The 22,225-nt window shown below is 57.3% G+C and carries 17 protein-coding genes and 1 riboswitch; of the genes, 12 read left to right on the top strand and 5 right to left on the bottom strand.

Annotation, left to right across the window (positions count from 1 at the left end):
• The first annotated feature begins 650 nt into the window (after positions 1-650).
• Together HRQ60_RS14835 and HRQ60_RS14840 are read left to right on the top strand one after the other, a co-directional pair.
• A complete protein-coding gene (locus tag HRQ60_RS14835; protein ID WP_172196722.1) occupies positions 651-2,045 on the top strand; it encodes an ATP-binding protein in 1,395 nt (464 codons plus the stop codon).
• A gap of 264 nt (positions 2,046-2,309) precedes the next feature.
• Entirely contained in the window at positions 2,310-2,696 is a 387-nt protein-coding gene (locus tag HRQ60_RS14840; protein WP_216667664.1) for a RidA family protein, read from the top strand.
• A gap of 189 nt (positions 2,697-2,885) precedes the next feature.
• On the opposite strand, the gene HRQ60_RS14845 is transcribed toward HRQ60_RS14840, so the two are convergent.
• Positions 2,886-3,650: a tryptophan-rich sensory protein gene (locus HRQ60_RS14845; protein ID WP_172196724.1), complete on the bottom strand. Its 765-nt coding sequence runs from the start codon at positions 3,648-3,650 to the stop codon at positions 2,886-2,888.
• Positions 3,651-4,055: 405 nt separating this feature from the next.
• On the opposite strand from HRQ60_RS14845, the gene HRQ60_RS14850 reads away from it, so the two are divergent.
• Together HRQ60_RS14850 and HRQ60_RS14855 are read left to right on the top strand one after the other, a co-directional pair.
• Positions 4,056-6,497, top strand: a complete 2,442-nt coding sequence (locus HRQ60_RS14850; protein ID WP_172196726.1) for a glycoside hydrolase family 31 protein — start codon at positions 4,056-4,058, stop codon at positions 6,495-6,497.
• 185 nt (positions 6,498-6,682) lie between these two features.
• Positions 6,683-7,192 (top strand): SMI1/KNR4 family protein, encoded by a 510-nt coding sequence (locus HRQ60_RS14855; protein WP_172196728.1) that lies wholly within the window; start codon positions 6,683-6,685, stop codon positions 7,190-7,192.
• Between the two features lie 82 nt (positions 7,193-7,274).
• Here HRQ60_RS14855 and HRQ60_RS14860 read toward each other — a convergent pair whose 3' ends face one another.
• Positions 7,275-7,751, bottom strand: coding sequence for an HTH domain-containing protein (locus HRQ60_RS14860; RefSeq protein WP_172196729.1), 477 nt, complete (start codon positions 7,749-7,751; stop codon positions 7,275-7,277).
• 70 nt (positions 7,752-7,821) lie between these two features.
• Positions 7,822-8,676 (bottom strand): AraC family transcriptional regulator, encoded by an 855-nt coding sequence (locus HRQ60_RS14865; protein ID WP_172196731.1) that lies wholly within the window; start codon positions 8,674-8,676, stop codon positions 7,822-7,824.
• Between the two features lie 212 nt (positions 8,677-8,888).
• Here HRQ60_RS14865 and HRQ60_RS14870 point away from each other — a divergent pair, with 212 nt between their 5' ends.
• The 3 genes from HRQ60_RS14870 (at position 8,889) to HRQ60_RS14880 (ending at position 13,781) form a co-directional block, all read left to right on the top strand.
• Complete coding sequence (locus HRQ60_RS14870) at positions 8,889-11,969, top strand: DEAD/DEAH box helicase (RefSeq protein ID WP_172196733.1); 3,081 nt, start codon at positions 8,889-8,891, stop codon at positions 11,967-11,969.
• A gap of 73 nt (positions 11,970-12,042) precedes the next feature.
• Complete coding sequence (locus HRQ60_RS14875; protein WP_172196735.1) at positions 12,043-12,879, top strand: hypothetical protein; 837 nt, start codon at positions 12,043-12,045, stop codon at positions 12,877-12,879.
• Between the two features lie 95 nt (positions 12,880-12,974).
• The gene (locus HRQ60_RS14880) at positions 12,975-13,781 is read left to right on the top strand and encodes a M15 family metallopeptidase (RefSeq protein WP_172196737.1); all 807 of its coding nucleotides are present in this window, start codon (positions 12,975-12,977) and stop codon (positions 13,779-13,781) included.
• Positions 13,782-13,911: 130 nt separating this feature from the next.
• Here the strand turns inward: HRQ60_RS14880 and HRQ60_RS14885 are convergent, their stop codons facing one another.
• On the bottom strand, positions 13,912-14,763 hold the full coding sequence (locus HRQ60_RS14885) for a GTP pyrophosphokinase (protein WP_246281344.1): 852 nt from the start codon (positions 14,761-14,763) through the stop codon (positions 13,912-13,914).
• Positions 14,764-15,123: 360 nt separating this feature from the next.
• Between HRQ60_RS14885 and HRQ60_RS14890 the strand changes: the two genes are divergently transcribed.
• Together HRQ60_RS14890 and HRQ60_RS14895 are read left to right on the top strand one after the other, a co-directional pair.
• Positions 15,124-16,314: a hypothetical protein gene (locus tag HRQ60_RS14890; protein WP_172196739.1), complete on the top strand. Its 1,191-nt coding sequence runs from the start codon at positions 15,124-15,126 to the stop codon at positions 16,312-16,314.
• Positions 16,315-16,492: 178 nt separating this feature from the next.
• Positions 16,493-16,798, top strand: coding sequence for a hypothetical protein (locus HRQ60_RS14895; protein WP_172196741.1), 306 nt, complete (start codon positions 16,493-16,495; stop codon positions 16,796-16,798).
• 102 nt (positions 16,799-16,900) lie between these two features.
• Here the strand turns inward: HRQ60_RS14895 and mscL are convergent, their stop codons facing one another.
• Positions 16,901-17,386: a large conductance mechanosensitive channel protein MscL gene (gene mscL, locus HRQ60_RS14900; protein WP_216671600.1), complete on the bottom strand. Its 486-nt coding sequence runs from the start codon at positions 17,384-17,386 to the stop codon at positions 16,901-16,903.
• A gap of 173 nt (positions 17,387-17,559) precedes the next feature.
• Positions 17,560-17,659, top strand: a riboswitch (purine riboswitch).
• A gap of 319 nt (positions 17,660-17,978) precedes the next feature.
• Here mscL and HRQ60_RS14905 point away from each other — a divergent pair.
• The 3 genes from HRQ60_RS14905 to HRQ60_RS14915 all read left to right on the top strand — a co-directional run bounded on the left by HRQ60_RS14905 (position 17,979) and on the right by HRQ60_RS14915 (position 22,061).
• Positions 17,979-18,569, top strand: coding sequence for a xanthine phosphoribosyltransferase (locus HRQ60_RS14905; protein WP_172196743.1), 591 nt, complete (start codon positions 17,979-17,981; stop codon positions 18,567-18,569).
• Positions 18,570-18,632: 63 nt separating this feature from the next.
• Entirely contained in the window at positions 18,633-20,045 is a 1,413-nt protein-coding gene (locus tag HRQ60_RS14910; protein ID WP_172196745.1) for a nucleobase:cation symporter-2 family protein, read from the top strand.
• Between the two features lie 327 nt (positions 20,046-20,372).
• A complete protein-coding gene (locus tag HRQ60_RS14915; RefSeq protein ID WP_172196747.1) occupies positions 20,373-22,061 on the top strand; it encodes a glycoside hydrolase family 13 protein in 1,689 nt (562 codons plus the stop codon).
• Positions 22,062-22,225: the final 164 nt, after the last annotated feature.

The following is a 22,225-nucleotide window of genomic DNA, read 5'->3' on the forward strand; positions in this document are numbered from 1 at the left end:
CTGCAAGATACAGGCAGCAGCTTCTTCACGTGTCCTAACCTTTTTTTCAAAGTGTCCTTTACAAAGGGTACAGTTTAGGTGCGGTCGCACTCTTTTTTTCGTTTGTTTCGCCGACTGTGCCTTATATAGAAGAAAGAAATGCGTCGGCTTCCGTTCCGGGTGAAAAGACAGCTTGGAAACCGTATGCCGAGGCGATTTTGCCATGCCGTTATACCCGCTTCGCAGACGAACGGCACGGATCGCTTGAAAGCCTTATGGGCCCAAAAAACCTCAATTCGACGCATATAAAAATTGGAAGCGGCGAATCCGATAAAAGAATAACGGCTTCAGAAGCCGTCGTCAAAACGGCGTGGTGCGGCGCGTTTTTGAAGCCTTTCGTTCGGGCGCGAAACAAAACGGTCAAGTCTGCGTATAACAAAAGGGGCTTGCTAGGTTCCTGGCTTTTTCGTATCTGTCTCCGTATCGGAAAGATCCGCATAAGCTGCGGGCAATATATCAGAATACGGTTTTTCTTGACAAAAAATGTATCGTATATAAGAATAAAAGATCATACGTTCGAAATTTCGCAAACATATCCTTCCGGCAAATATTCATGGTAAGATGGGGCCGTCACCAACCGAACGGAAGAATCAGGAAATAGAGGCGATAAGATGGAATTCACCAAAATGTTTGTGCAAAACATGGCGGTTCTGGTTACGTTTGCTTATATCGCCAATCTGATTTACAAATATGCGATATATCGGACACCCGGAATCGTAAAATACATAGGCTCTGTTCTTCTATTGATCGCCGGCGGATGGTTTGCGACCCTGTTCGGATTTCAAATGGCCGAAAAGGTTATCCTCGATATGCGCATCGTCCCCCTGCTGATTGCGATCTTCGTCTATACCCGGCCGCCCATCATCTTTATCGTCGGCATGGGAATCGGATTGACACGTTTCTCTTTCGGGTGGAGCGAAGCGGCTCTGGCGGGATTTATCAATCTGACCATCCTTGGCGCCGCCGGAGCTTTGCTGAATGTATGGCTGCGCCGGGTCGATTGGAGTTTTGCCCGTCGGGCGGTGTTCGTCATCGTCGTAATGAATCTGCTGAGTACGGTTAACGTCATGATTTTCGGGGTTCTCCCGAAAGCTTATTACCTGTGGAACATTCTGCCGTATACCCTGCCGACGAGTATACTGCTGTGCGGACTGTTCGCTTTTATCCTGCGGGATTTTCAGAAAGACCAACAGCGGGCGATCGCACTCGAGAAAGCCAACAGCCTGCTTCAGCAGCAGACGGAAGAACTGGGCAAGAACAAGGTCGTTTTGGAAGAGCGGGCGAGGCAGCTGCTGCTTGCGTCGCAGTACAAATCCGAATTTTTGGCCAATATGTCGCATGAACTGCGTACGCCGCTGAACAGTGTGATCAATCTGGCACAGTTTATTTCCGAATCTGCGGAAGACACGCCAAGCGAAGAGATGGCCCGTTACGGACAGCTGATTTGCCATTCGGGAGAAGACCTGCTGAAGATCATCAACGATATTCTCGATTTGTCCAAAGTCGAAGCGGGCAAACTGGAGATTGTGCACGAAGATATAAGCCTCATGGAAATCCCCGGTTGGGTCGGTCCTTATTTCGAATTGACGGCCCGGCACAAGCAGCTCGATTTCGATATTCGTATGGAACAAGAACTGCCGGATACGTTCCAGTCCGATCCGCAGCGCCTCCAGCAAATTTTGCGGAATCTGCTTGCCAATGCGTTCAAGTTTACGGAGACTGGCTGTGTCGAACTGCATGTCTATAAAGCGCAGGAGCCCCAGCTTAAAGGGGAATGGGTCGTATTTGCCGTGCGGGACACGGGAATCGGGATTGCCGCCGAACAGCATTTTATGATCTTTGAAGCTTTCCAGCAGGCGGACAGCACGATCAGCAAAAAATACGGCGGTACGGGACTGGGGCTGTCGATCAGCCGCGACCTGGCAAGGCTGTTGGGCGGGTTTATCCGGATGGAAAGCTCGGAAGGCAAAGGCAGCACCTTTTCTTTGTTCCTGCCGCTGTCCTAGGCTCTGCCGGAAAAAGGATGAGCTTGCACGTTTGGCTGCGATTTTTGAACGTTTATGCCCTGAGAATTCCCTGCCGCGGCTGCCGAAGCCGCGGTTTTTGCTGTTTTGATCGATAGAAAGTCCTTCTCTGGCGGACAGCTTGCCCAATGGCTGCGGACCGCTTAAACTTAGGATATGCGAACAGCAGAAACCGCCGTCTTCCCGGGCCATGGCCGTATCGAAACGTCGGATTAAATTCAAGCCGAAAAGGATGGGATTCTACACATGTCGAATATCAAAAAGCCAATCGTTACGGACCAGGCACCAAGCGCAATCGGACCTTACTCGCAGGCGGTTGCGGCAGGGCCGTTCATCTTCGCTTCCGGTCAGCTCGGCGTGCACCCGCAGACGGGCGAATTCCCGGACGGCGTCGAAGCTCAGGCCAAGCAGTCGCTCGAGAACGTGAAAGCGCTGCTCGAAGCGGCAGGCAGCAGTCTGGACCGCGTGGTCAAAGCGACGATGTTCCTGAAAGACATGAACGATTTCGCTGCAGCCAATGCGGTATACGGTACGTTCTTCAGCGAACCTTATCCGGCACGCAGCACGATCGAAGTGGCACGCCTCCCCAAGGACGCACTGGTCGAGATCGAAGTGATTGCCCTGGCCGAGTAATCGGGGCGAATAGGTTTCCGTACTTTCTTGGGCAGCCCGAACCTTTTTCGAAAGGGCGGCTCGAGGTACACGAACCCAAAGAAAAGCCGGCTGCTCTGCGCAGCCGGCTTTTCTTTGGGTTCCGAGGTGAAATCCGGCGGTAGCCGAAGCGGCTTGAAGCCGGGATTTCACTGGCGGAAAGTTGGTTAATCAATCGCGGTCGCGAACCGAGCGGATAAGCATCCATATCCCGAACAGCGCAACGACGATCGAGGCGACAAGAGCCGTAAGCTCCACGGCGCGAACGGTGTCCGATTGTTCGACAGAGATCGCATACAGCGCCCAAGCGAACACAAGCGGGTAGACGCCGTCGCGGAACCGGAAGCCGATGGTGAACGCGAGCGCGGCGGCCACGATGACCATTACGATTGCCCAGCTGGTAAGGCCGAGGCCTACACCGTCGAAACCGTGTTTGGTGAAAAGGGCGGAAATGTTGACGATGGTCGCTACGCTGATCCAGCCCAGATACATGCTGAACGGCAGCTTGACGAATACGATATCCAGCACTTCGAGCCGTTCCCCATGCAGCCGGGTCCGCCGGTAGATCAGAATGAGAACGACGAGGAACAGCAGCATGACAACGACGGAAAGTTCGATCAGCAGATAATGCCAGCAGAACAGCCAGGCCATGTTCAATACGCAGCTGATCGCAAACAGCGGCCCCGGAGCAGCGGCGGAAGCCCGGCCTTTGCGCTCGGCTACGAAGGCGTAGATCACAAAGCCGATCAGCAGGACATAAATAACCGACCAGATCGAGAAAGCGAACCCTGCCGGAGTGAGCAGGTTTTTGTACATGTCCGAGATCTCGCGGGTATCCCGGCCGGCCAGCGGAAGCAGCGTAGACATGGCATTGACCGCAAGCGTGGCAATCAGCAGAATCGCATTCAGCCATTTGTAAGGATTTCTTGACGACAAGATGAGCAGCCCCTTTCGTAAATAAATATTCCGGATCCCAAAATGACCGGTAGGTCATTTTGTCCACAACCATGTTATACCCCCTTTTCGGTCGGGCGTACCTGCTTTTCGAATTTTTCGATTGCGGCGAGTGAGCAAAAATGTCATAATCAAGAAAGATAACGGTTTCAAGTATCCGGATTTTCGGCGCAGGATGGGGAAATCATTTTTTTCGCCCTTTTGTGCAAACGTTTGCCCTAAATCAATGCGGAAAAAGACGGGCGTATTCGTTCAGAAGGCAAAATAACGGTGAATATGTGATCATACGCAAAAATCGCCGAAAACACGGAACCGATATCTCGATATCATACCGCCTCAAAGCCGCAGCCTGCGGCAGAGGACGGCTTATAAGGAGCTGACGCACATATGGACACAAGTGAAGCGATACACCCCGACCGCGTAGGACCGATTATTATTCAGGAAGCCTGGGGAACGATAGGCCGCGCGCTGGCGCTGGATCATATGAACGGAGTTTATGTCTGCCGGGGAGAACGTGCGTCGTTGGCTTTTATTTTTCTGGGCGAGAATATCTTCCGGATGAAGCTGTTCATGGGCAAAGAACCGGATTTGTCGACCACCGTGGCTATTGTGCCGCGTACGCAGCCGACGCTTGAAGCGCAGGTGGAAGAAACGGATAGCGCCTGGAAGCTCAGCGCCGGCAATTTGGTACTCGAGATCGAGAAACAAACGTCGGCCCTGTCCGTGTTCGACCGGGAAGAGCGCCTGGTGGCCCGCCAGAATACGGTCAGCTGGAATCCGCGCGGAGCGATCCATTCGGTATACGATATGCCGGGAGACTCCCATTTCTACGGACTGGGCGAGAAAGCGAGCTTTCTCGATAAACGCGGCGAACGCTATACGATGTGGAACACCGACGTCTATGCCCCTCATATGCCGGAGATCGAAGCGCTCTACGAATCGATTCCTCTGCTTGTCCACATGCACGGCAAATCGTCTTACGGCATTTTCCTCGACAACCCGGGACGAAGCGACTTCGATATGCGTTCGCAAGGCATCTCCTACACGATCGGCTGTTCGACGGGCGATTACGACATCTATTTCGTATACGGCCCCGAGCTGAAGAACGTCGTGCGGGGATATACGGAACTGACCGGACGCATCGCGCTTCCGCCCAAATGGGCACTCGGCTACCATCAGTCCCGCTACAGCTATATGGATCAGAACGAAGTGCTGCATCTGGCGCGGACTTTCCGGGACAAAGGCATCCCGTGCGACGTTATCTATCTCGATATTCATTATATGGACGAGTACCGGGTGTTTACGTTCGATCCGGTACGTTTCCCCGACCCGGAGAAGATGATGTCGGAACTTCGGTCGCTGGGCATCCGCATCGTGCCGATCGTCGATCCCGGAGTCAAGAAGGATCCGAAGTATTCCGTATACCGCGAGGGCGTGGAACAGGGCCATTTCAGCCGCAAGCTCGAAGGCGATATTTTCTTCGGGGATGTGTGGCCGGGGACCAGCGCGTTTGCCGACTTCACCAACGATACGGCTTCGCAGTGGTGGGGGAATCTGCACAAATATTATACGGACCTCGGCATTCACGGGATCTGGAACGACATGAACGAGCCCGCAGTCTTCAATTCTTCCAAAACGATGGATCTGGACGTGATGCATGGCAACAACGGCAATCCCAAAACGCATGAAGAGCTGCACAATCTGTACGGCATGCTGATGTCCAAAGCGACGTATGAAGGGTTGAAAAGAAACCTGGACGGACAGCGCCCGTTTGTGCTGACCCGGGCCGGTTATGCGGGGATTCAGCGTTACGCGGCCGTCTGGACCGGCGACAACCGCAGCTTCTGGGAGCATATGGCGCTGGCCATGCCGATGGTGCTCAATATGGGCTTGTCGGGCTTGGCGTTTGCGGGACCGGATATCGGCGGCTTCGCGCACCATACGTCGGCGGAACTTCTGGTGCGCTGGACGCAGATGGGCGTGCTGTTCCCCTACTGCCGCAACCATTCCTCGATCGGAACGCTGCGTCAGGAACCGTGGTCGTTCGGACCGGAGATCGAAGGCATTTTACGCGAATATATCGGCCTTCGCTACCGCTGGATGCCGCATTTGTACAACCTGTTCCATGAAGCGTCGGAGACGGGACTTCCGCCGATGCGTCCGCTGCTGCTGGAGTATCAAGACGATCCTCATGTCACCAATCTGTGCGACCAATTCCTTGTCGGCAGCGATGTGCTGGCGGCTCCGATCTATCGGCCGGATACCGAGCATCGCGCCGTTTACCTGCCGGAAGGCGAATGGATCGATTACTGGACCGGCGAAAAACTGGCGGGAGGACGGCATATCCTGGCGCATGCGCCGCTCAGCGTGATGCCGCTGTATATCAAATCCGGCGCGGTGATCGCGGAAGGCGAACCCAAGCTGTATGCGGACGACCGTACGGACGAGACGCTGACGCTGCGGGTTTACGGGGCTTCGGCGGAACCGGGCTTCAAAGCCGTCTACAGCCTTTACGAAGATGACGGATCGAGCTTCGACTATGCAAGCGGTGTTTCGTCCCTGATCGAGTTCGAGCTGCGCGGCGGGGAGAACGAACTGGAACTGTCTTATCGCTACGAGCGTCGGGGTTACACGGCCAACCGCAATTTGCTGCGCTTTGCGCTCGTCTGCACGGCGTTCAAGCCTTCGGAGATCGAAGGGCTGCAGAAGCTGGAACGCGAAGAAGCCGAGCATGGGCAGGAAGGCTGGTATGTGGACGAGCAGACCGGAGGCCTGATGCTTCAGGTGCAGGATACAAGCCAGGGTGCGGTGTTCAAGCTCAAAGGTTAAATGCGGTTCGGCTGCCTTAATATAAGCGGAGCGACAGCAGGCAAGCAGGACGGAAGCGTGCGGCAGCAGCGCTTGCGTCCTGCTTGTTTGGCATTTGACGGTTTGGGGCGTTAAAATGGAAAGACGGCCGCATCAAACAGGCAAAACGCCTATCGGCACATGGAAATCGGAGGTTGGAGAAGACGATGTGGAGAATCATTGAAGCTTACGATCAGCTCAATGCCTGGATTCGGGCAAGCGAAGGCCAATTCATCGAACTCGATAACGGCGAATCGTACCGGTTTGTGCGAAGAATGACCTTCATGGGCCGCGAGCTGGAACAATTCGAACAGGATGCGGGATTCGAACTGCCTCCCGAATACAGACGTTTTCTGATCGGAGTCGGGGCGGTCGAGCTGTTTGCGGGTCCGCTCAGCGCGGGAATCGAAGTACGGGGGCCCGGCGAACTTGCGGACTTTTCCAGGCAGGCGTTCGGCGGCACCGCCGCAGATCCGTATCCGGCGCTGCTTCCGGCCGTATCACTCTCCCGGCTCGGTCGTGTCGGCTTATTCCGGCCGGCCGGCGAACGCGAAGAACGATACGGCTTATTCGATTCCGCGGCATGCGCGGAGAATCGGATCGACGCGGGCGGATTCGCCTCGTTCGACGAATGGATCGCGGAGCTTGTGGAGAACCGCGGGCATGCGACGGCGTAGCACGGGCATGAACCGGGCACGGGAGGACAGGCAAAAGCGCGGAGAACCTGGCGGAGTATCGGCCGGGTTTTCCGCGCTTTTTTTAGATTTCGGTTTTGCGGTAGATCAGGAAGTACAGGAACAGCACGCCTACGGAGAGCTTGAAGCGTTTCTCGGCGGCGACTTTTCGGCCGGCCAGAAAACGCTGGGCATCGGAAGGTTCGACGCCGCTGTGAAGGGCAAGCGTTTCGGCGGTCAGGCCGAATTCGTCCTCAAGTCCCTTCATGATGGCTCGCAGCCGCTCTTCCGGCGGAATCTCGGGCGTATTGATGCCCATACCCAAAAAAGCGATCAAGTCCAGCGCGGCGGAACGCTGCCTGCTATCCAGATGTTCCAGATCCGTATCGCCGCTCGAATAAGCTTCCAGATCGTTGGAGCCGATTCCGGTCAGCCGAGTCAGCGAATCGAATGAAATCTTGTAGGTATCCACGGCATCATTCAGCAGATTCCGGCTGCCTGCCGCCTCCAGAGGCGGCAGATCTTCTTCGAATGCCGCGAACCGTTCGTTGGGGTCGCTCACGGTAACAGCCTCCTTGAGAATGTGGAATTCGGATCAAGTTCTCGGAGACCATTATACACCATTCTTCCGCTTAGGCTCTGGGCACGACCGGAATCCAGAGTTCGCTGCGCTGCTGCTCGGGCGGCAGATAACATTCGATCGCCGGAACGTCGGCCAGGTCGTAAGACGAAGAAGGAAGCCATTCGGCGTACAGCCTTTTCCAGGCCTCCTGCAGCCGCTCCGGCGGTCCCGGGATGTCGAATACGGCCCAGAGGGCGGCGGGAAGCCGCAGCTCGGACATGCCGTTTGGCAGCGGCGCGTCCGACGCAATCGCCAGGTAGTAATCGAAAGTTTCCGTTTGTCCCCATTGGCCTTCGGCAAGCACGCCGAGAATGCCCGGCAGAGGCGCATCTTCCCGCCGGATGTCCCACAATTTTCCGAACAATCCTTCCTGCGCGGCTGCCGCCCAGCGTTTCGGCACTTCGTCGTACGCCCGGTCCGTATGAACGGCCAGCACTTCTCCCGCAATCCGGAAGCTTTCCAACGTCTCCATCCGATAGTTCATTTCCGCAGCTCCTTTTAAAGTAAATTGAAAGGTGAGGCGGGGATACGCTTTAAGCGGTGTACCGGCGCGGCGTGCCGCGGTCGGAGTCGAGCCGTGCAGCTGCTGGAACGCCCGGGCAAAAGCTTCGGGCGATTCGTAACCGTACTTGAGGGCGACCTCCACGACTTTGATCGGGCTGCGCTGCAGTTCGAACGCGGCCAGCGTCAATCTTCTGCGGCGAATATATTCCGACAGCGCAATATCCGTCACGAAAGCGAACATCCGCTGAAAATGCTGCGCCGGACAGCAGGCCGCCCGGGCCGCTTCGCTGTAGGAGATCGGTTCTGCCAGATGGGCCTCGATGTAATCGAGCGCCGCGTTCATGCGTATCATCCAGTCCATTTCACCCCGTCCTTTCCTCTTCAATTTACCGCTCCGGATGAAATCCGGCCGTGCAGCAGCTGTGCGTTTTGTGCAAGGTTCATTATAACGCGGAGGGATTACCTTGCGGAATCGGTCGAAAAAATAACGAATATCGTTTAGAATGGGGAGAAGGGCAATTTTGGCTTGGATACGATTCAACATCAAAAAGCGGACAAAGACGGGGGACAAACATGAATCAACCGCTTTATGGAATATGGTTGGGCGACGTCTTCTTCTGCTTCTCCGGCGAAACGTCGGAGCCGAAAGTGGACGCCTGGACCCGACAGGTGAGAAAATTGGATATAAACGGCGAGAAGCCGTTCAGACAGGCGGCATTGAGACTGGCCGAGCTGCGCTGGCCGGGAGCTTCGTCGCGGCGGGGCCGCGGACGCGGCTTCGGCGGGCGCACGCTCGAAGGACTTGCGCTGCCGGCTTCCGCGGCATTTACGCTGCTGTCGGATTTTGATGAACGAAAATTTGCCGCCCAGGGATTTGCACCCGGAGCGGAATTGAGATATTGGAGTGCGGCGCAGCGTTTTGCGCGCGATCTGCTGGCGGCGGGCTGTTTTGCGCCGGGAGCAGATCCTTCGGCAAGAGTCAGTGCGCGCCGGGCCTCCGAACTTACCTTTACAGGAACATGGAAGCCGCTGCTCGAGCGCCCGGAAGACCGGGAACGGTTTGCCGCGCTTGCTGCGGCGATGCCTCCGGTCGGCCTGACGGCGCCGGGAGCAGCGGGAGCGGACGAAGAGTCGCCGCCGCTCGGCAGATCCAAGGAATTGGTGCTGCATTCGTTTCTGTCGGCCATGATCGACGGCCAGATGCGGATTCTGCTGGGCAGCATGCGCAGTGCGCTGCCGCAGATGAAGCTTCCGTATCGCAGAGGCTATTCGCCGCTGGCTTCGCTGTGGTGGAACAGCCTGCTCGATCCCCAGCGGGAAACGAAAGTGCAGGGCGGTTCGGACGATGTCGAAACGCTGGAACTGCAGATTGCAGAGCTTGGCGGCGCCATTCCGGACAGTCTGGAACAGGGAGAGTCCGCCAGTGCCCAGCTTCGGCTCGGACTGCGGCTGGAACCGCGCATCCTGGATCCCGAGAGCGGAGAAGAAGAACGCTGGCGCCTGGCTTTCCGCGCGGAAGACGAACTGGAAGCCGGCGCTTCGCTGCCGGCTTCGGAGATCTGGCGCCTTGCGGAAGACGAACTGCTGCTGCGGGGCAGGGGGTACGCGCAGCCGAAGCGCCAACTGCTGAAGCTGCTGGTGGATGCCGCAAGGCTGGCGCCCCAGTTGGAAGAAGCGCTGCGGCGGCCGCATCCGGAAGAAGCCTGGCTCGGGGCGCAGGATATGTTCGATTTCCTGATGGCCGGCGTGCCGGCTCTTCGTACGGGCGGCGTACGGATCGAAATGCCTTCGCGCTTTACGAAGCGCGGACGCCGCGCCGCCGGAGTGAAGCTCAAAGCCCGGCTTGAACCCGGACGCAGCGGAGAAGGAACTCCGGCGCTCGGCATCAAGCAGCTGGTCGAATTCGATCTGGAGGCCACGATCGGCGAGACGTCGATCGGCCTCGACGAACTGCGCCGAATCGCCGAAGACGGCGTACCGCTTGTGTTCCTGAACGGAGAATGGGTCGAAGTGGACGTGAAGGAAGTCCGTCAGGTCCTTCGTCTGCTCAAGAAACAGACGGTGCACGAGATGACGTTCGGCGAGCTGCTGAAGCTGTCGGCCTCCGAAGACGATTCGATCTGGAACGGGGTCGGCGTCTCGGGAATCGAAACGTACGGACTGCTCTACGATCTGCTGCGCGGAGGCGGCCGGGCTTCGGTAGAACGCGGTGTGCCGGAAGGGCTGAACGGAACGCTTCGTCCTTACCAGGAACGGGGCTACCGCTGGTTGTCGTCCATGCGCGAGATGGGATTCGGAGCCTGCCTGGCCGACGATATGGGGCTGGGCAAGACGGTGCAGGTGATCTCCTGCCTGCTGGACCATCCGCAGCCCGGACCCAAACTGATCGTGTGTCCCACCTCGCTGCTCGGCAACTGGCAGCGGGAAATTCAGCGTTTTGCGCCGGAGTTCACGGTGCATGTGCATCACGGGACGCAGCGTTTGCGGGGCGAAGCATTTGAACGCTGCGTACGCGAACATGATATTATTCTTACCACGTATCCGCTGATCGGGCGCGACGTGGACGAGTTCCGCGGCTTGGTCTGGACTTCTGTCGTTTTGGACGAAGCCCAGTCGATCAAGAATTACGGGACGAAGCAGGCGCAGAATGTCATGAAGCTGAATTCGCCGCACCGGATAGCGGTGACGGGAACCCCGGTCGAGAACCGGTTGGCCGAGCTGTGGTCGATCTTCCAGTTCATGAATCCCGGTTATTTGGGTTCCGCCGCTTCGTTTCGGCGCCGCTTCGGCGTCAACGCGCCGAATGTGCCGGAAGAAAGCGACAAGCTGCGGACGATGGTCGCGCCTTTCATGCTGCGCCGCCTCAAGAGCGATCCGGATATCCGGAAAGACCTGCCCGAGAAGATCGAGCTGAAATCGTACTGCGAACTGACGATCGAACAGGCGGCGATGTACCAGTCCGTCGTCGGCGAGCTGATGGAACGTGTCGAGAGCCGCGAAGCCAACAGCCGTACCGTCCGTCAGGGCATCGTTTTGTCGGCGCTGACCCGGCTCAAGCAGATTTGCGACCATCCGGCGCTGGTGAAAGAGCATACCGGCGGCTTCAAGGCCGAGAAGTCCGGCAAGTTGATGCAGCTGGTAGAGCTGCTCGACCGGATCCGCGACAATGGCGAATCGGTGCTGATCTTTACCCAATATGTGCGGATGGGCAAGCTGCTGGCGGAGGAACTGAACCGCCGCTACGGCGAGGAACCGATGTTCCTGCACGGCGCGGTCAAAAAGGAAGAACGCGACCGGATGATCCGGACTTTCCAGGAAGGCGAAGGAGCCAGCGCATTTATTCTCTCGCTGAAAGCCGGCGGTCTCGGACTCAATTTGACACGAGCCAACCATGTCGTGCATTTCGACCGCTGGTGGAACCCGGCGGTCGAAAACCAGGCGACGGACCGCGTATTCCGGATCGGCCAGCAAAGAGGCGTTCAGGTACATAAGCTGATCTGTCAGGGAACGCTTGAAGAACGGATCGACGAGATGATCGAGAACAAGAAGACGCTGGCCGAACGGGTTACCGGAACCGGCGAACGCTGGCTGACGGAGATGTCCAACGAGGAGCTGCGCACGCTTGTTTCCCTGCAGGGAGAGCGGATCGAGTAAACGCCGGAAGGCGACCGGGATGCGAAAAGCCATCAGGCTCTGCGCATACCCGGCGAAGAGGGGTTATATAGAGATGAACAGCGTGTACGTAGTACAATTGGAAGCGAAGCCGGGTCTGCTGGCTGCCGTGGTCGAAGAAGACCGGCAGGAAGGCGGCCGGGATTCCCGCCGAATCGAGATTGCGCTGCATACGGCTTCGCCCAAGCAGCGTGCGCAGTGGCGCAGGCTTGCCGGATACTCGGCGCTTGGTCTGCATCGTCTGATTGAGGAGCAGGCTTCGCTTACGGTATCCTGGCCGGCCCGGACGGGCGGCGCTGCGGCGGAAAATCGTCCGGACGGACCGGAATCCGCGGAACATTCCGGCAGTCCAAGAGCGGACCATGCCGAAGGCACGACGGCTGCCGCCGCTGCTTCGAAGCCGGCTTCGCTGTCCGTGCGGACAGAGCTTGCGTTCGACGGCGGCGAAGCCGAATGGGAGCTTGCGGCCGATCCGCTGCCGAATGAACCGGCCGCTTGGACCGTGCTCCAAGCGGCCGCGGAAGCGGTTCGCGTGAACCTGGCTTTCGGCTTGACGCTGGCCGGCGTCGATCCCGGCGAATTGGCCGGCGAAGCGCTGGAAGGCTGGAGCGCCGATTGGGAGGCGGAGAGCGACGAAGCGGCGGAAGGCAAAGCGGCGCCGCGCGCCGCAGCGGAAGGCGGCGGCCGGGAAATCGCCGACTGGATCGCTTCGGCGGCGGAGAAAGGTCTGCTGCACGAGCATGGGCGGCTGCCGGAGGAACCTCCGGCGGCTTCCGCGGGCGGCGAATTCCGTCTGCCGCCGTGCGACTTCTCGCTGCTGCCGGATTCCGCTCCTGCGGAATTGGCGCTTGCGGAACTGCGGCGCGCCATGCGCGCCCGATACGGCAGCTAGAATGTGAAGCCCGTCCGTATAAGGCACGGGCCCATCCCGGAATAAATGGAACATTGAGAGTGAAATCCATGTGCAGGCAGCAGGGAGGAATCAGCATGAGCAAACGTAAAGCGGCGAAATGGGGATCGGTGGTGCTCAGCGCCGCATTGGCTGCAGGCATCTTGAGTGCCTGCGGCGCGGCGGGAGCTTCGGACGAGAAAAATCAGGAAGTAAAAGCTCCTGCAGGCGGCGAAACGGCGGCGGCGCCCAGTCCGTTTGCCGCCGATTCGATTCAGGCGACGGTCGAGCAGAAGGACGGCAAGAATGTCGTGACGAATCCGGATTCGATCCATGTCGTGGCCAACAAGCAGCGTTATCTGCCGGAAGGCTATGCGCCGTCCGATCTGGTTGTACCGAAAGTGGAATTCTCTTTTGGGGGGACGGAAGAGAAAAGCCATCTTCGCAAAGAAGCCGCCTCCGCGCTGGAACAGCTCTTTGCGGCAGCGGAAGAAGAGGATATCAAGCTTTACGCCGTATCCGGCTATCGGTCCTACACCCGTCAGAAAGCGATCTACGCCAATAATGTGGCGACGCGCGGCGAAGCGGAGACGGCGAAGGTCAGCGCGGCTCCGGGAACGAGTGAGCACCAGACCGGGCTTGCGATGGACGTTTCCGCGCTCAGCGTCAACAATTTGCTGGAACAGTCTTTCGGCGAAACGGAGGAAGGGCGCTGGCTGGCGGATCATGCGCAGGAGTACGGCTTTATCGTGCATTATCTAAAAGGCAAAGAAGCGGTCACCGGCTATACGTACGAACCTTGGCATATTCGTTATGTCGGCAAGGAACTGGCGGCGGCCGTGCATGCGAGCGGACTTTCGCTCGAAGAGTATCTCGACGAGAGCAACCTGAAGGGCGGCAGCTAAACGGCGGACGCCCTTCCTGCGCAAATTGAAAAAGACGCAAAAAGGAACTTCGCAGCGAAGCTCCTTTTTGCGTCTTTTTTCAGTGGATCGAGCCGAAGTTTCCTTGTTCCGCCTTGGATCCGAATCTCGCTCAATTCTCGCGCCGCTCCCGCCGCTCGTCTTCTTCGCTGAGGGAGAGCACTTCGCTGCGCAGGGTCAGCATTTTGCGGTCCAGCTCTCCGGCGGCACCGGCCGCGGAAGACAGCTCGTGTTTGAGATGTTCCGGGACGCGGCGGTCGTATTTGTACAGCAGGATATGCTCCAGGCTGGCCCAAAAATCCATCGCCAGCGTGCGCATCTGCAGTTCCACCCGGACCCGGCAGATCTGCCCTTTTACGGAGACGGGAACGGAGAGCAGCACATGGAGACTGCGGTAACCGTTCGGCTTCGGTTCCATGATATAGTCCCGAATCCACAAAATGCGCAGGTCGGGATTGCGCCCGATCCGCTCGAGCAGCAGATAGATATCGGTTACGAAAGCGAATACGATCCGCATCCCCGCAATATCGTGTATACGGTCCGCCGCCTCCTGGGCAAGAGGTTCGACGTCCAGACGCGAAAGTTTGCCCAGAATGCTTGAAGGCTCCTTGATTCTTGTCTTGATATGTTCGATAGGACTGAAGCCTTCGGCACTTTTCCATTCGAGGCGCACGGCTTCGATCTCTTTGCGCAGATCCTGAAGCGCACGGTGATAGAGGTCGGGAGGACGCACCCAGTGTCCGTCCGGGAACAGTCGGTCGTCACCGGGTGCGCAGGCGGCTTCTCTGAGCGCGTCGCATTCGCCCGGATCGGGAGGCGACTCGAATGAAGGCGCTTCCAACGGTTCCTGAGGCATGGACTCAGGCTGGTTATTTGTGCGGCTGCGAGAAGACGGCAGACCGTTTTTGGGAAAATCGGTACTTGGGTCTTGCGAATTTCGGGCTTGCGAATGCGTGTTGGACATGATCTTCTCCTGATCTTGAACTTGGATTGTAGGAATGGCCTATCTATTGTAAACTGACAAACATAGAGACACAAATAGAAATACAAATAGAAACACAAATAAAGACACGATTGCCGCGAACGGCAGAGGCACGGGCCTGGGTGCGGCTTGAAAGCCAGACCGATGCACAAGTCCGCTTTATTCTTGTAACCGGAAGAGCGGGTGATCGAATCCCGGAGCCGAAGATTGCTTTGCGAATCGGGTTAGGAAGCCGGTTTTTCGCTTGGCGGCGCAAATCGTGTAGAATAAAGGGATGAGCGCGCGGCGCAAAGGTTTTCCACACGAAAATCTGCGCCGGTCGGGACAGAGGAGGAGACGAACTTGGATTTTTTGCAGCGGATCAAGGACGGCGCGGGACGGGCTTCCGAACGCGCCCAGAGCGCGGTGGAGATCGGCCGGTTGAACAGCCATATCTCGGATATTCAGCGTGAGATCGAAGTACACTATCTGCGTATAGGACAGGTACTTTATGAAAATTACAGCAATCGCGATACGGCGCCGGCCGAAGAGGAAATTTCGGAACTGTGTACCGCCTGCGACCTGCTGAGCGAAGAAATCAAAGAGATGCGTGTCCGGATTGCGGAACTTCGGGGCGAACAGCTCTGTGCGTGCGGAGCCCGCGTAGATGCCGATGTTCCGGAGTGCCCGCACTGCGGACGCCGTTTGCAGCCTGCATCCGTTGAAGCCGGCACTGCGGTTCCCGCGCCGCAGGTTCGTCTGGAGAAACCGACTCCCGTCGAAACGAAGGTCGAAGCGGAACAGGTGCACGACTTGGTCGACGATCCGGATTTCGGCCTCGAAGAAGATGACCCGATCGAAGAACCTGCCGCGTATGCGTTTGATGAACCGGAAGAGCCGATTGAAGAGCAGCGGACAGCGAAGGACGCTTCGGATCGGCGGCCTCCGGCTGCTGAACGGGAGCTTCGCGCATTCCCGTCGGTCGAACAAGATTCGATGTATGACGAAGACGAGCAGTTCGAAACCAAGCGCTTCGACCTGGGCGAGGCGGAAGAATACATCCGGGAAGACCGGGACGAAGACGAAGATTTGCGGTCTGGAGAGTCTTCTGCCGAAGAGGTGCGCACTTACGATCCGGCTGCGCGAGCCGGCGAGAGCGCCCAGCAGCGCGAAGAACGCCAGCGGCGGGAACTGCGCGAGATCCGGGCCGAAGAACGCCGCCGGATGAAGGAAGGGCAGGAGCCGTCCTTGTCGGCCTCGCCTGCGGGACCTGCCGGTCCGGAACCCGAGGAACCGGAAGCGGGACCGGCGTATGATGCCGAATACGAACGCCGCCAGCGGGAGAGGATCGAACGCGAGAAAGAACGCCAGGACGAACTGGACCGCCTGATCGCTTCTTGGAACGGCGGATCGGAATATGCGGCGGACGAAGCCGGTGCGGAACCGATTATTGTGCGCCGTCCGGTCGGGGAAGTCGTCCGCTGCCAAGTATGCGGAAGCGGTCTGCCGAAAGGCTCGAAGTGGTGCCCGCACTGCGCATCGGAACAGATCTGAATCGTTCTTTTTCCTTTTCATAGCGATCTGCGATCCTCTGTCCTTTCCGGGCAGGGGGTCGGTTTTGTTCCGAATATTCGTCAGGATGCAACGTTTTGCCGATTGAACCGTAAAGAAAAGAGAGATGTGAAAAACGATTCAAACTTGGATATACGTCTTGAAGAAAGGATGAACGACTATGGAATGTATCGTACACTTTGAAGTAATGCATGGAGATGAGCCGAAGCTGTTGAGAGGTTTGATCCTGCTTGGCAAGGATGAGCGTCCCGGAGAAGAGAAATTCGTCAAAATGTTTGCCCGTATGGGATACAATGTGCGTCTCGACGACGCGGAAGAACTGATCTTCAAGCCTACCGACCCTTCGGCCAACTATCGTTGGCTTCGGATTCGCGAGCTGGATTCGGGTCAAGAGAAAGGCTCCGAGGATCACGAACTGAACTCGATCGTAGCCAATCTGCTGCCGAACCGCAACCGCCCGATCTAACCGCTTTCTCCGGCCGAACGGTCTCACAGACGTACGCAAACAGCCCCGATCTAACGCTCATGCGAGCGCCAAACGGGGCTGTTTCGTATGTGCCGATCGGGCTTAGAGTCCCGCTTGAGCCGGGGCAAGCTCCGACGTGCAGTGCGGGCAGCGGCTGGCTTTGGCCGAGATCTCGCTCAGGCAGTGCGGGCATTCCCGGGTCGCTTTCTCGGGTGCCGGCTTGTCGTGTTCTTTGCGCTTCAGCATGTTGATGCCTTTGACGAGCAGGAAAATACAGAAAGCGACGATAAGAAAATCGATCACGTTGTTGATGAATTGTCCGTAGGCGATGACCGCGGCGCCGGCCTGCTGGGCCTGGGCCAACGTACGGACCGCCGAGCCGTCGGCCAGTACGATGTCGGGATCGAGATTGTAGAACAGATCGGCGAAGTCGACACCGCCCAGCAGTTTGCCGATCGGAGGCATGATGATGTCGTTGACGAGCGAAGTGACGATCTTGCCGAACGCCGCCCCGATAATGACGCCGACCGCAAGATCGATCACACTGCCGCGCATGGCAAACTCTTTGAATTCCTTGATGATTCCCATACTTTTCCTCCCATTGAATGAAATGTCGGTCCCGCGCGTTCGGATGATGGACGGGCAGTTAGGTAGTTCTCGCGCGTATTAAACGGTTTTTACCATTGTACATCAGATTCCCGTTTGAAAAACTCACTTTTCATGTAAATTTCACTTTTCATTCTATGCAATTCGGAGTATACTTCAAACATTATTTCATTTTTCGTATAGGTGCGGGAATAGGCCCGCATGTCTCTACCCGGTCGCCGGAACGATCGGACTACGGAAAACGACTGCCCGGGGCCTTCAAGGTCCCGGTTTCCCGGCGTTGTTCGGACGGCGATTCGATCGCTTTCGGCCCGGAGTTCCTGGTGCGTCCCGTGGTTTCGGGTTGCGCGAAGCGAACTTCCGCCGGAAAGTCCCGATCGTCTGCGCTTCGGCTCTACGTTTCGCTCTTCTTCGCAGGGGCTGCCGTATCCGGAGCCGCCTTGAACCCGGGTACCGCTTCATGGCGAAGCGTTGCAGTCGTTGTCTCCGCAGCCCGCTTGTCTTCCGCGACGGAAGAGAGGCGGGCTTTTTGGCATTTCCGCTTTTGAAAAAAGACATCCGGGGGGAACGACTCATGAAACTTTTGCAGGATAAAGTGTTGAACGAAGGCATCGTATTGAGCGATCAGGTACTGAAGGTGGATTCGTTCCTGAATCACCAGATGGACCCGGTCCTGATGAAAGAAGTCGGGCGCGAATTCGCGCGGCTGTTCGAAGGGGAAGGCATCACGAAAGTGCTGACGATCGAATCGTCCGGCATCGCGCCGGCGATCATGGCCGCGCTGGAGTTCGAAGTGCCGATGATTTTCGCGCGCAAGCAGAAGTCGCTAACGCTGCGGGAAGACATTTATGTAGAAAAAGTATACTCGTTCACCAAGCAGCAGAGCAACGACGTCACCGTCTCCAAAAAGTTCCTTTTTCCCAACGACAAAGTTCTGATTATCGACGATTTCCTCGCTCACGGCGAAGCGGCGTTGGGTCTGGCGAAGATCGTGGAGCAGGCCGGCGCGCAGGTGGCGGGCATCGGCATCGTAATCGAAAAATCGTTCCAGAGCGGCGCGCAGCGGATCAAGGACGCGGGCTACCGGGTGGAATCGCTCGTACGCATCTCGTCGCTCTCGGAGGGCAAAGTGTCGTTCGTGACGGAAACGGTACACGGAGTGTAAGTCGGCTCGGGAGTGAGCGGCATTGACAAAGATAAACAGAGATTAGGGGAGGAATTACGTGTTATGAGTTCGGACCGCATGTTCCAAAAACACCGCCATCCGGCGAAAACTTTCTCGCTTGGCCTGCAGCACGTGCTGGCGATGTACGCCGGCGCGATCGTCGTTCCGATGATCGTCGGCAACGCGATCGGCATGACCCAGGAGCAGCTGACGTACCTGATCGCGATTGACCTGCTCGCCTGCGGCGTCGCGACGCTGATGCAGGTCTGGGGCAACCGGCTGTTCGGCATCAAGCTTCCGGTCGTGCTCGGCTGCGCGTTCCAGGCCGTCTCGCCGATGATTATGATCGGCAACGCGCCGGGTATGGGGATCGGGGCCATTTACGGGGCGATCATCGCTTCGGGCTTGTTCATATTCCTCTTCTCCGGCCTGTTCGGGCAGCTGATTCGTTTGTTCCCGCCGATCGTGACGGGTTCCGTCGTGACGATTATCGGCGTTACGCTGATTCCGACGGCCATGACGAATCTCGGCGGCGGACAAGGCGCGGAAGATTTCGGCAGCTTGTCGAACATCCTGCTCGGCTTCGGCGTGCTGGTCTTTATCGTGCTGCTGAACCGGGTCTCGACCGGCTTCATCCGTTCCATTTCGATCCTGATCGGCCTCGTCGCCGGTACGGTCGTCGCCACGTTCATGGGCAAAGTGGATTTCTCGCCGGTGGCGAACGCCAGCTGGTTCCACGCGATCACGCCGTTCCATTTCGCGACGCCGGTCTTTAACGTCAGCGCGATTCTTACCATGATCCTGGTTGCGATCGTCAGCGTCGTCGAGTCGACGGGCGTGTTCATGGTGCTGGGACGTATCGTCGGCCGCGAGATCGGCTCCAAGGAGCTGGCACGCGGCTATCGGGCGGAAGGCCTGGCCATCATGCTCGGCGGGATCTTCAACTCGTTCCCGTACACGACATATTCGCAGAATGTGGGCCTCGTGCAGATGAGCCGCGTCAAGACGCGCGACGTCGTCGCCGTGGCGGGCATCCTGCTCGTGATCGTCGGCTTCATTCCGAAGATCGCGGCGACGGCGCAGTTGATTCCTTCGTCCGTTCTCGGCGGCGCGATGGTGGCGCTGTTTGGTCTCGTGCTCTCTTCCGGCGTTCGCGTGCTGGGTGATCAGGTCGATCTGTCCCGCCACGAGAACTTGCTCATCATCGCCTGCTCCGTCGGTATGGGCCTTGGGGTCTCGACCGTGCCGGGTCTGTTCGCGGGCCTGCCGGAGCAGCTGCGGATTCTGGTGGATAACGGCATTATCGCCGGCAGTTTTACCGCCATCCTCATGAATCTGCTGTTCAACGGCTTGGGCGAGAAAAATGCGCATCTCAACATCACCGGCGACGACGATGTGTTCGGCGGCGGCGAAGAAGGCGCGGGGGTATACGAACCTTCCGGCGCTTCCAAGAAAAGCGTAGGCAGCGCCGTTTAATCGGCTTGGACCCCTGCTTACCCTGTCGTTCCGGCTTATCGAACAGTCATTTTGCAGGTAACGAAAAGGACCGTGCTCTCCTGGATTCTTCCAGGAAGCCGGTCCTTTTTTGCCTACTTCCTATAATTATGAAACAACCACTCGCCAAACTGGTTACAATAGAGGTAGACGACAAACAAAAAAACGTACGGATTACTACCTTGACCGGATTAAATCCAAGGTTTGCGTTCATCGGAAACACGCAGGGTTTAAGCGGGTTTTCGAGGGGCGTAACCTTACCTTTAGCGTGGACAAGGGACAACACTACTATTCGCTTCGGGGTGACTAATGAACAAGAAATGGTGGAAAGAAAGCGTCATTTATCAAATCTATCCGATCAGTTTCAAAGACACGACAGGCGACGGCAAAGGCGACCTGCGCGGCATTATCGAAAAGCTCGGTTATTTGCAGGAGCTGGGCGTGGACGCGATCTGGATCTGTCCGATCTATACGTCGCCCGACTATGACAACGGCTACGATATCAGCGACTACTACGGCATCGATCCCAAGTACGGTACGATGGAAGACTTTGAAGAACTGCTTCAAAAAGCGCACGCCCGCAATATCCGCATCATCATGGATCTGGTACTCAACCACAGTTCGCATCTGCATCAATGGTTTATCGAAGCTTCGGCTTCCAAAGACAACCCCAAGCGCGATTATTACATCTGGCGCGAGCCCAAGGAAAACGGCGGTTACCCGAACAACTGGGAATCGTATTTCAGCGGCTCGGTCTGGGAATTCGACGAACGCACGCAGGAATATTATATGCACCTGTACGCGAAGGAACAGCCGGACCTGAACTGGGAGAATCCCGAAGTGGTCCGCGAGCTGCACGACATGGTGAAATGGTGGCTGGAAAAAGGCGTGGACGGCTTCCGTTTCGACGCCATCTCGCATATCGTCAAAGCCGAAGGGCTGCCTGACGCGGAAAATCCGCAGAACCTTCCGGTTGTGCAGGCGTACCACTTTTTCTCCAATCTGGACAAAGTGCATGTTTTCCTGCGCACGCTGAACGAAGACGTGCTCGACTTCTATGACATTATGAACGTGGGCGAAGTGTCCGGTCTCGGTCCCGAGCAGGCGCTCGATTACGTCGGGGAAGGCCGCAACGAGCTGGATATGATCTTCCAGTTTGAGCATATGTTCCTGGATGCCAAGTCCGGCGGAACGGGCAAGTGGGACATCAAGCCGTGGACGCTGATCGACCTCAAGAAGATCATGAGCCGCTGGCAGACCGTTCTGCACAAAAAAGGCTGGAACGCCAACTATATGAGCAACCACGATCAGCCGCGCCAGGTGTCGAGATTCGGCAACGACAAAGACTACCGCGTGCGTTCGGCCAAACTGCTGGCGACGTTCCTGCATACGCTGCAGGGAACGCCGTACATCTACCAGGGCGAAGAGATTGGCATGACCAACGTACAGTTCGACACCATCGAGCAGTATCGCGACGTCGAAACGCTGAACTATTACAAGCAGTGCAAGCAAAAAGGCATGGAAGAACGCGAGATCATGGAGCGTATCTGGAAAAAAAGCCGCGACAACGCCCGGACGCCGATGCAGTGGAATTACGAGGAGCACGCCGGCTTTACCGACGGGGAGCCGTGGATGGGCGTCAATCCGAATTCCACCAAGATCAATGTCGAGGCTGCGCGCAAAGACCCGGATTCCATCTTCCATCATTACCGCAAACTGATCGAACTGCGCAAAAAACACGAGGTACTCGTCTACGGCGATTACAAGCTGCTGCTGCCGCTGCACGAAGAGATCTATGCGTTCGTGCGGACCTGGGAGAACGAGAAGCTGCTGGTCATCTTGAACTTCTTCAGCGGTACGCCTTCGTTCGAATGGCCGGAGGATCTGCGGGGGATGAAGGAAGAGCTGCTGATCGCCAACTACGAGCCGATTGAAGGCGAAGACGTCTATGATCTGACACTGCGCCCTTATGAGGGCCGGGTGTATAAGCTGGTGTGATCGGTACTGCAAAAAGAGCCTCCCCTTTATACGGGAGGCTCTTCGTCATGCGTATCGGATCGGTGTGTTGGAGTCGAAATAGCTGCACCTGGACACCTAATTGGCATCCAAGGGCGAAGATTTGCCGAATAACTGCGCAGCGGCACTTAATGGGTTAGGGCCGC

The sequence above is a fragment of the Saccharibacillus qingshengii genome (assembly GCF_013185195.1).
GTDB lineage: Bacteria > Bacillota > Bacilli > Paenibacillales > Paenibacillaceae > Saccharibacillus > Saccharibacillus qingshengii.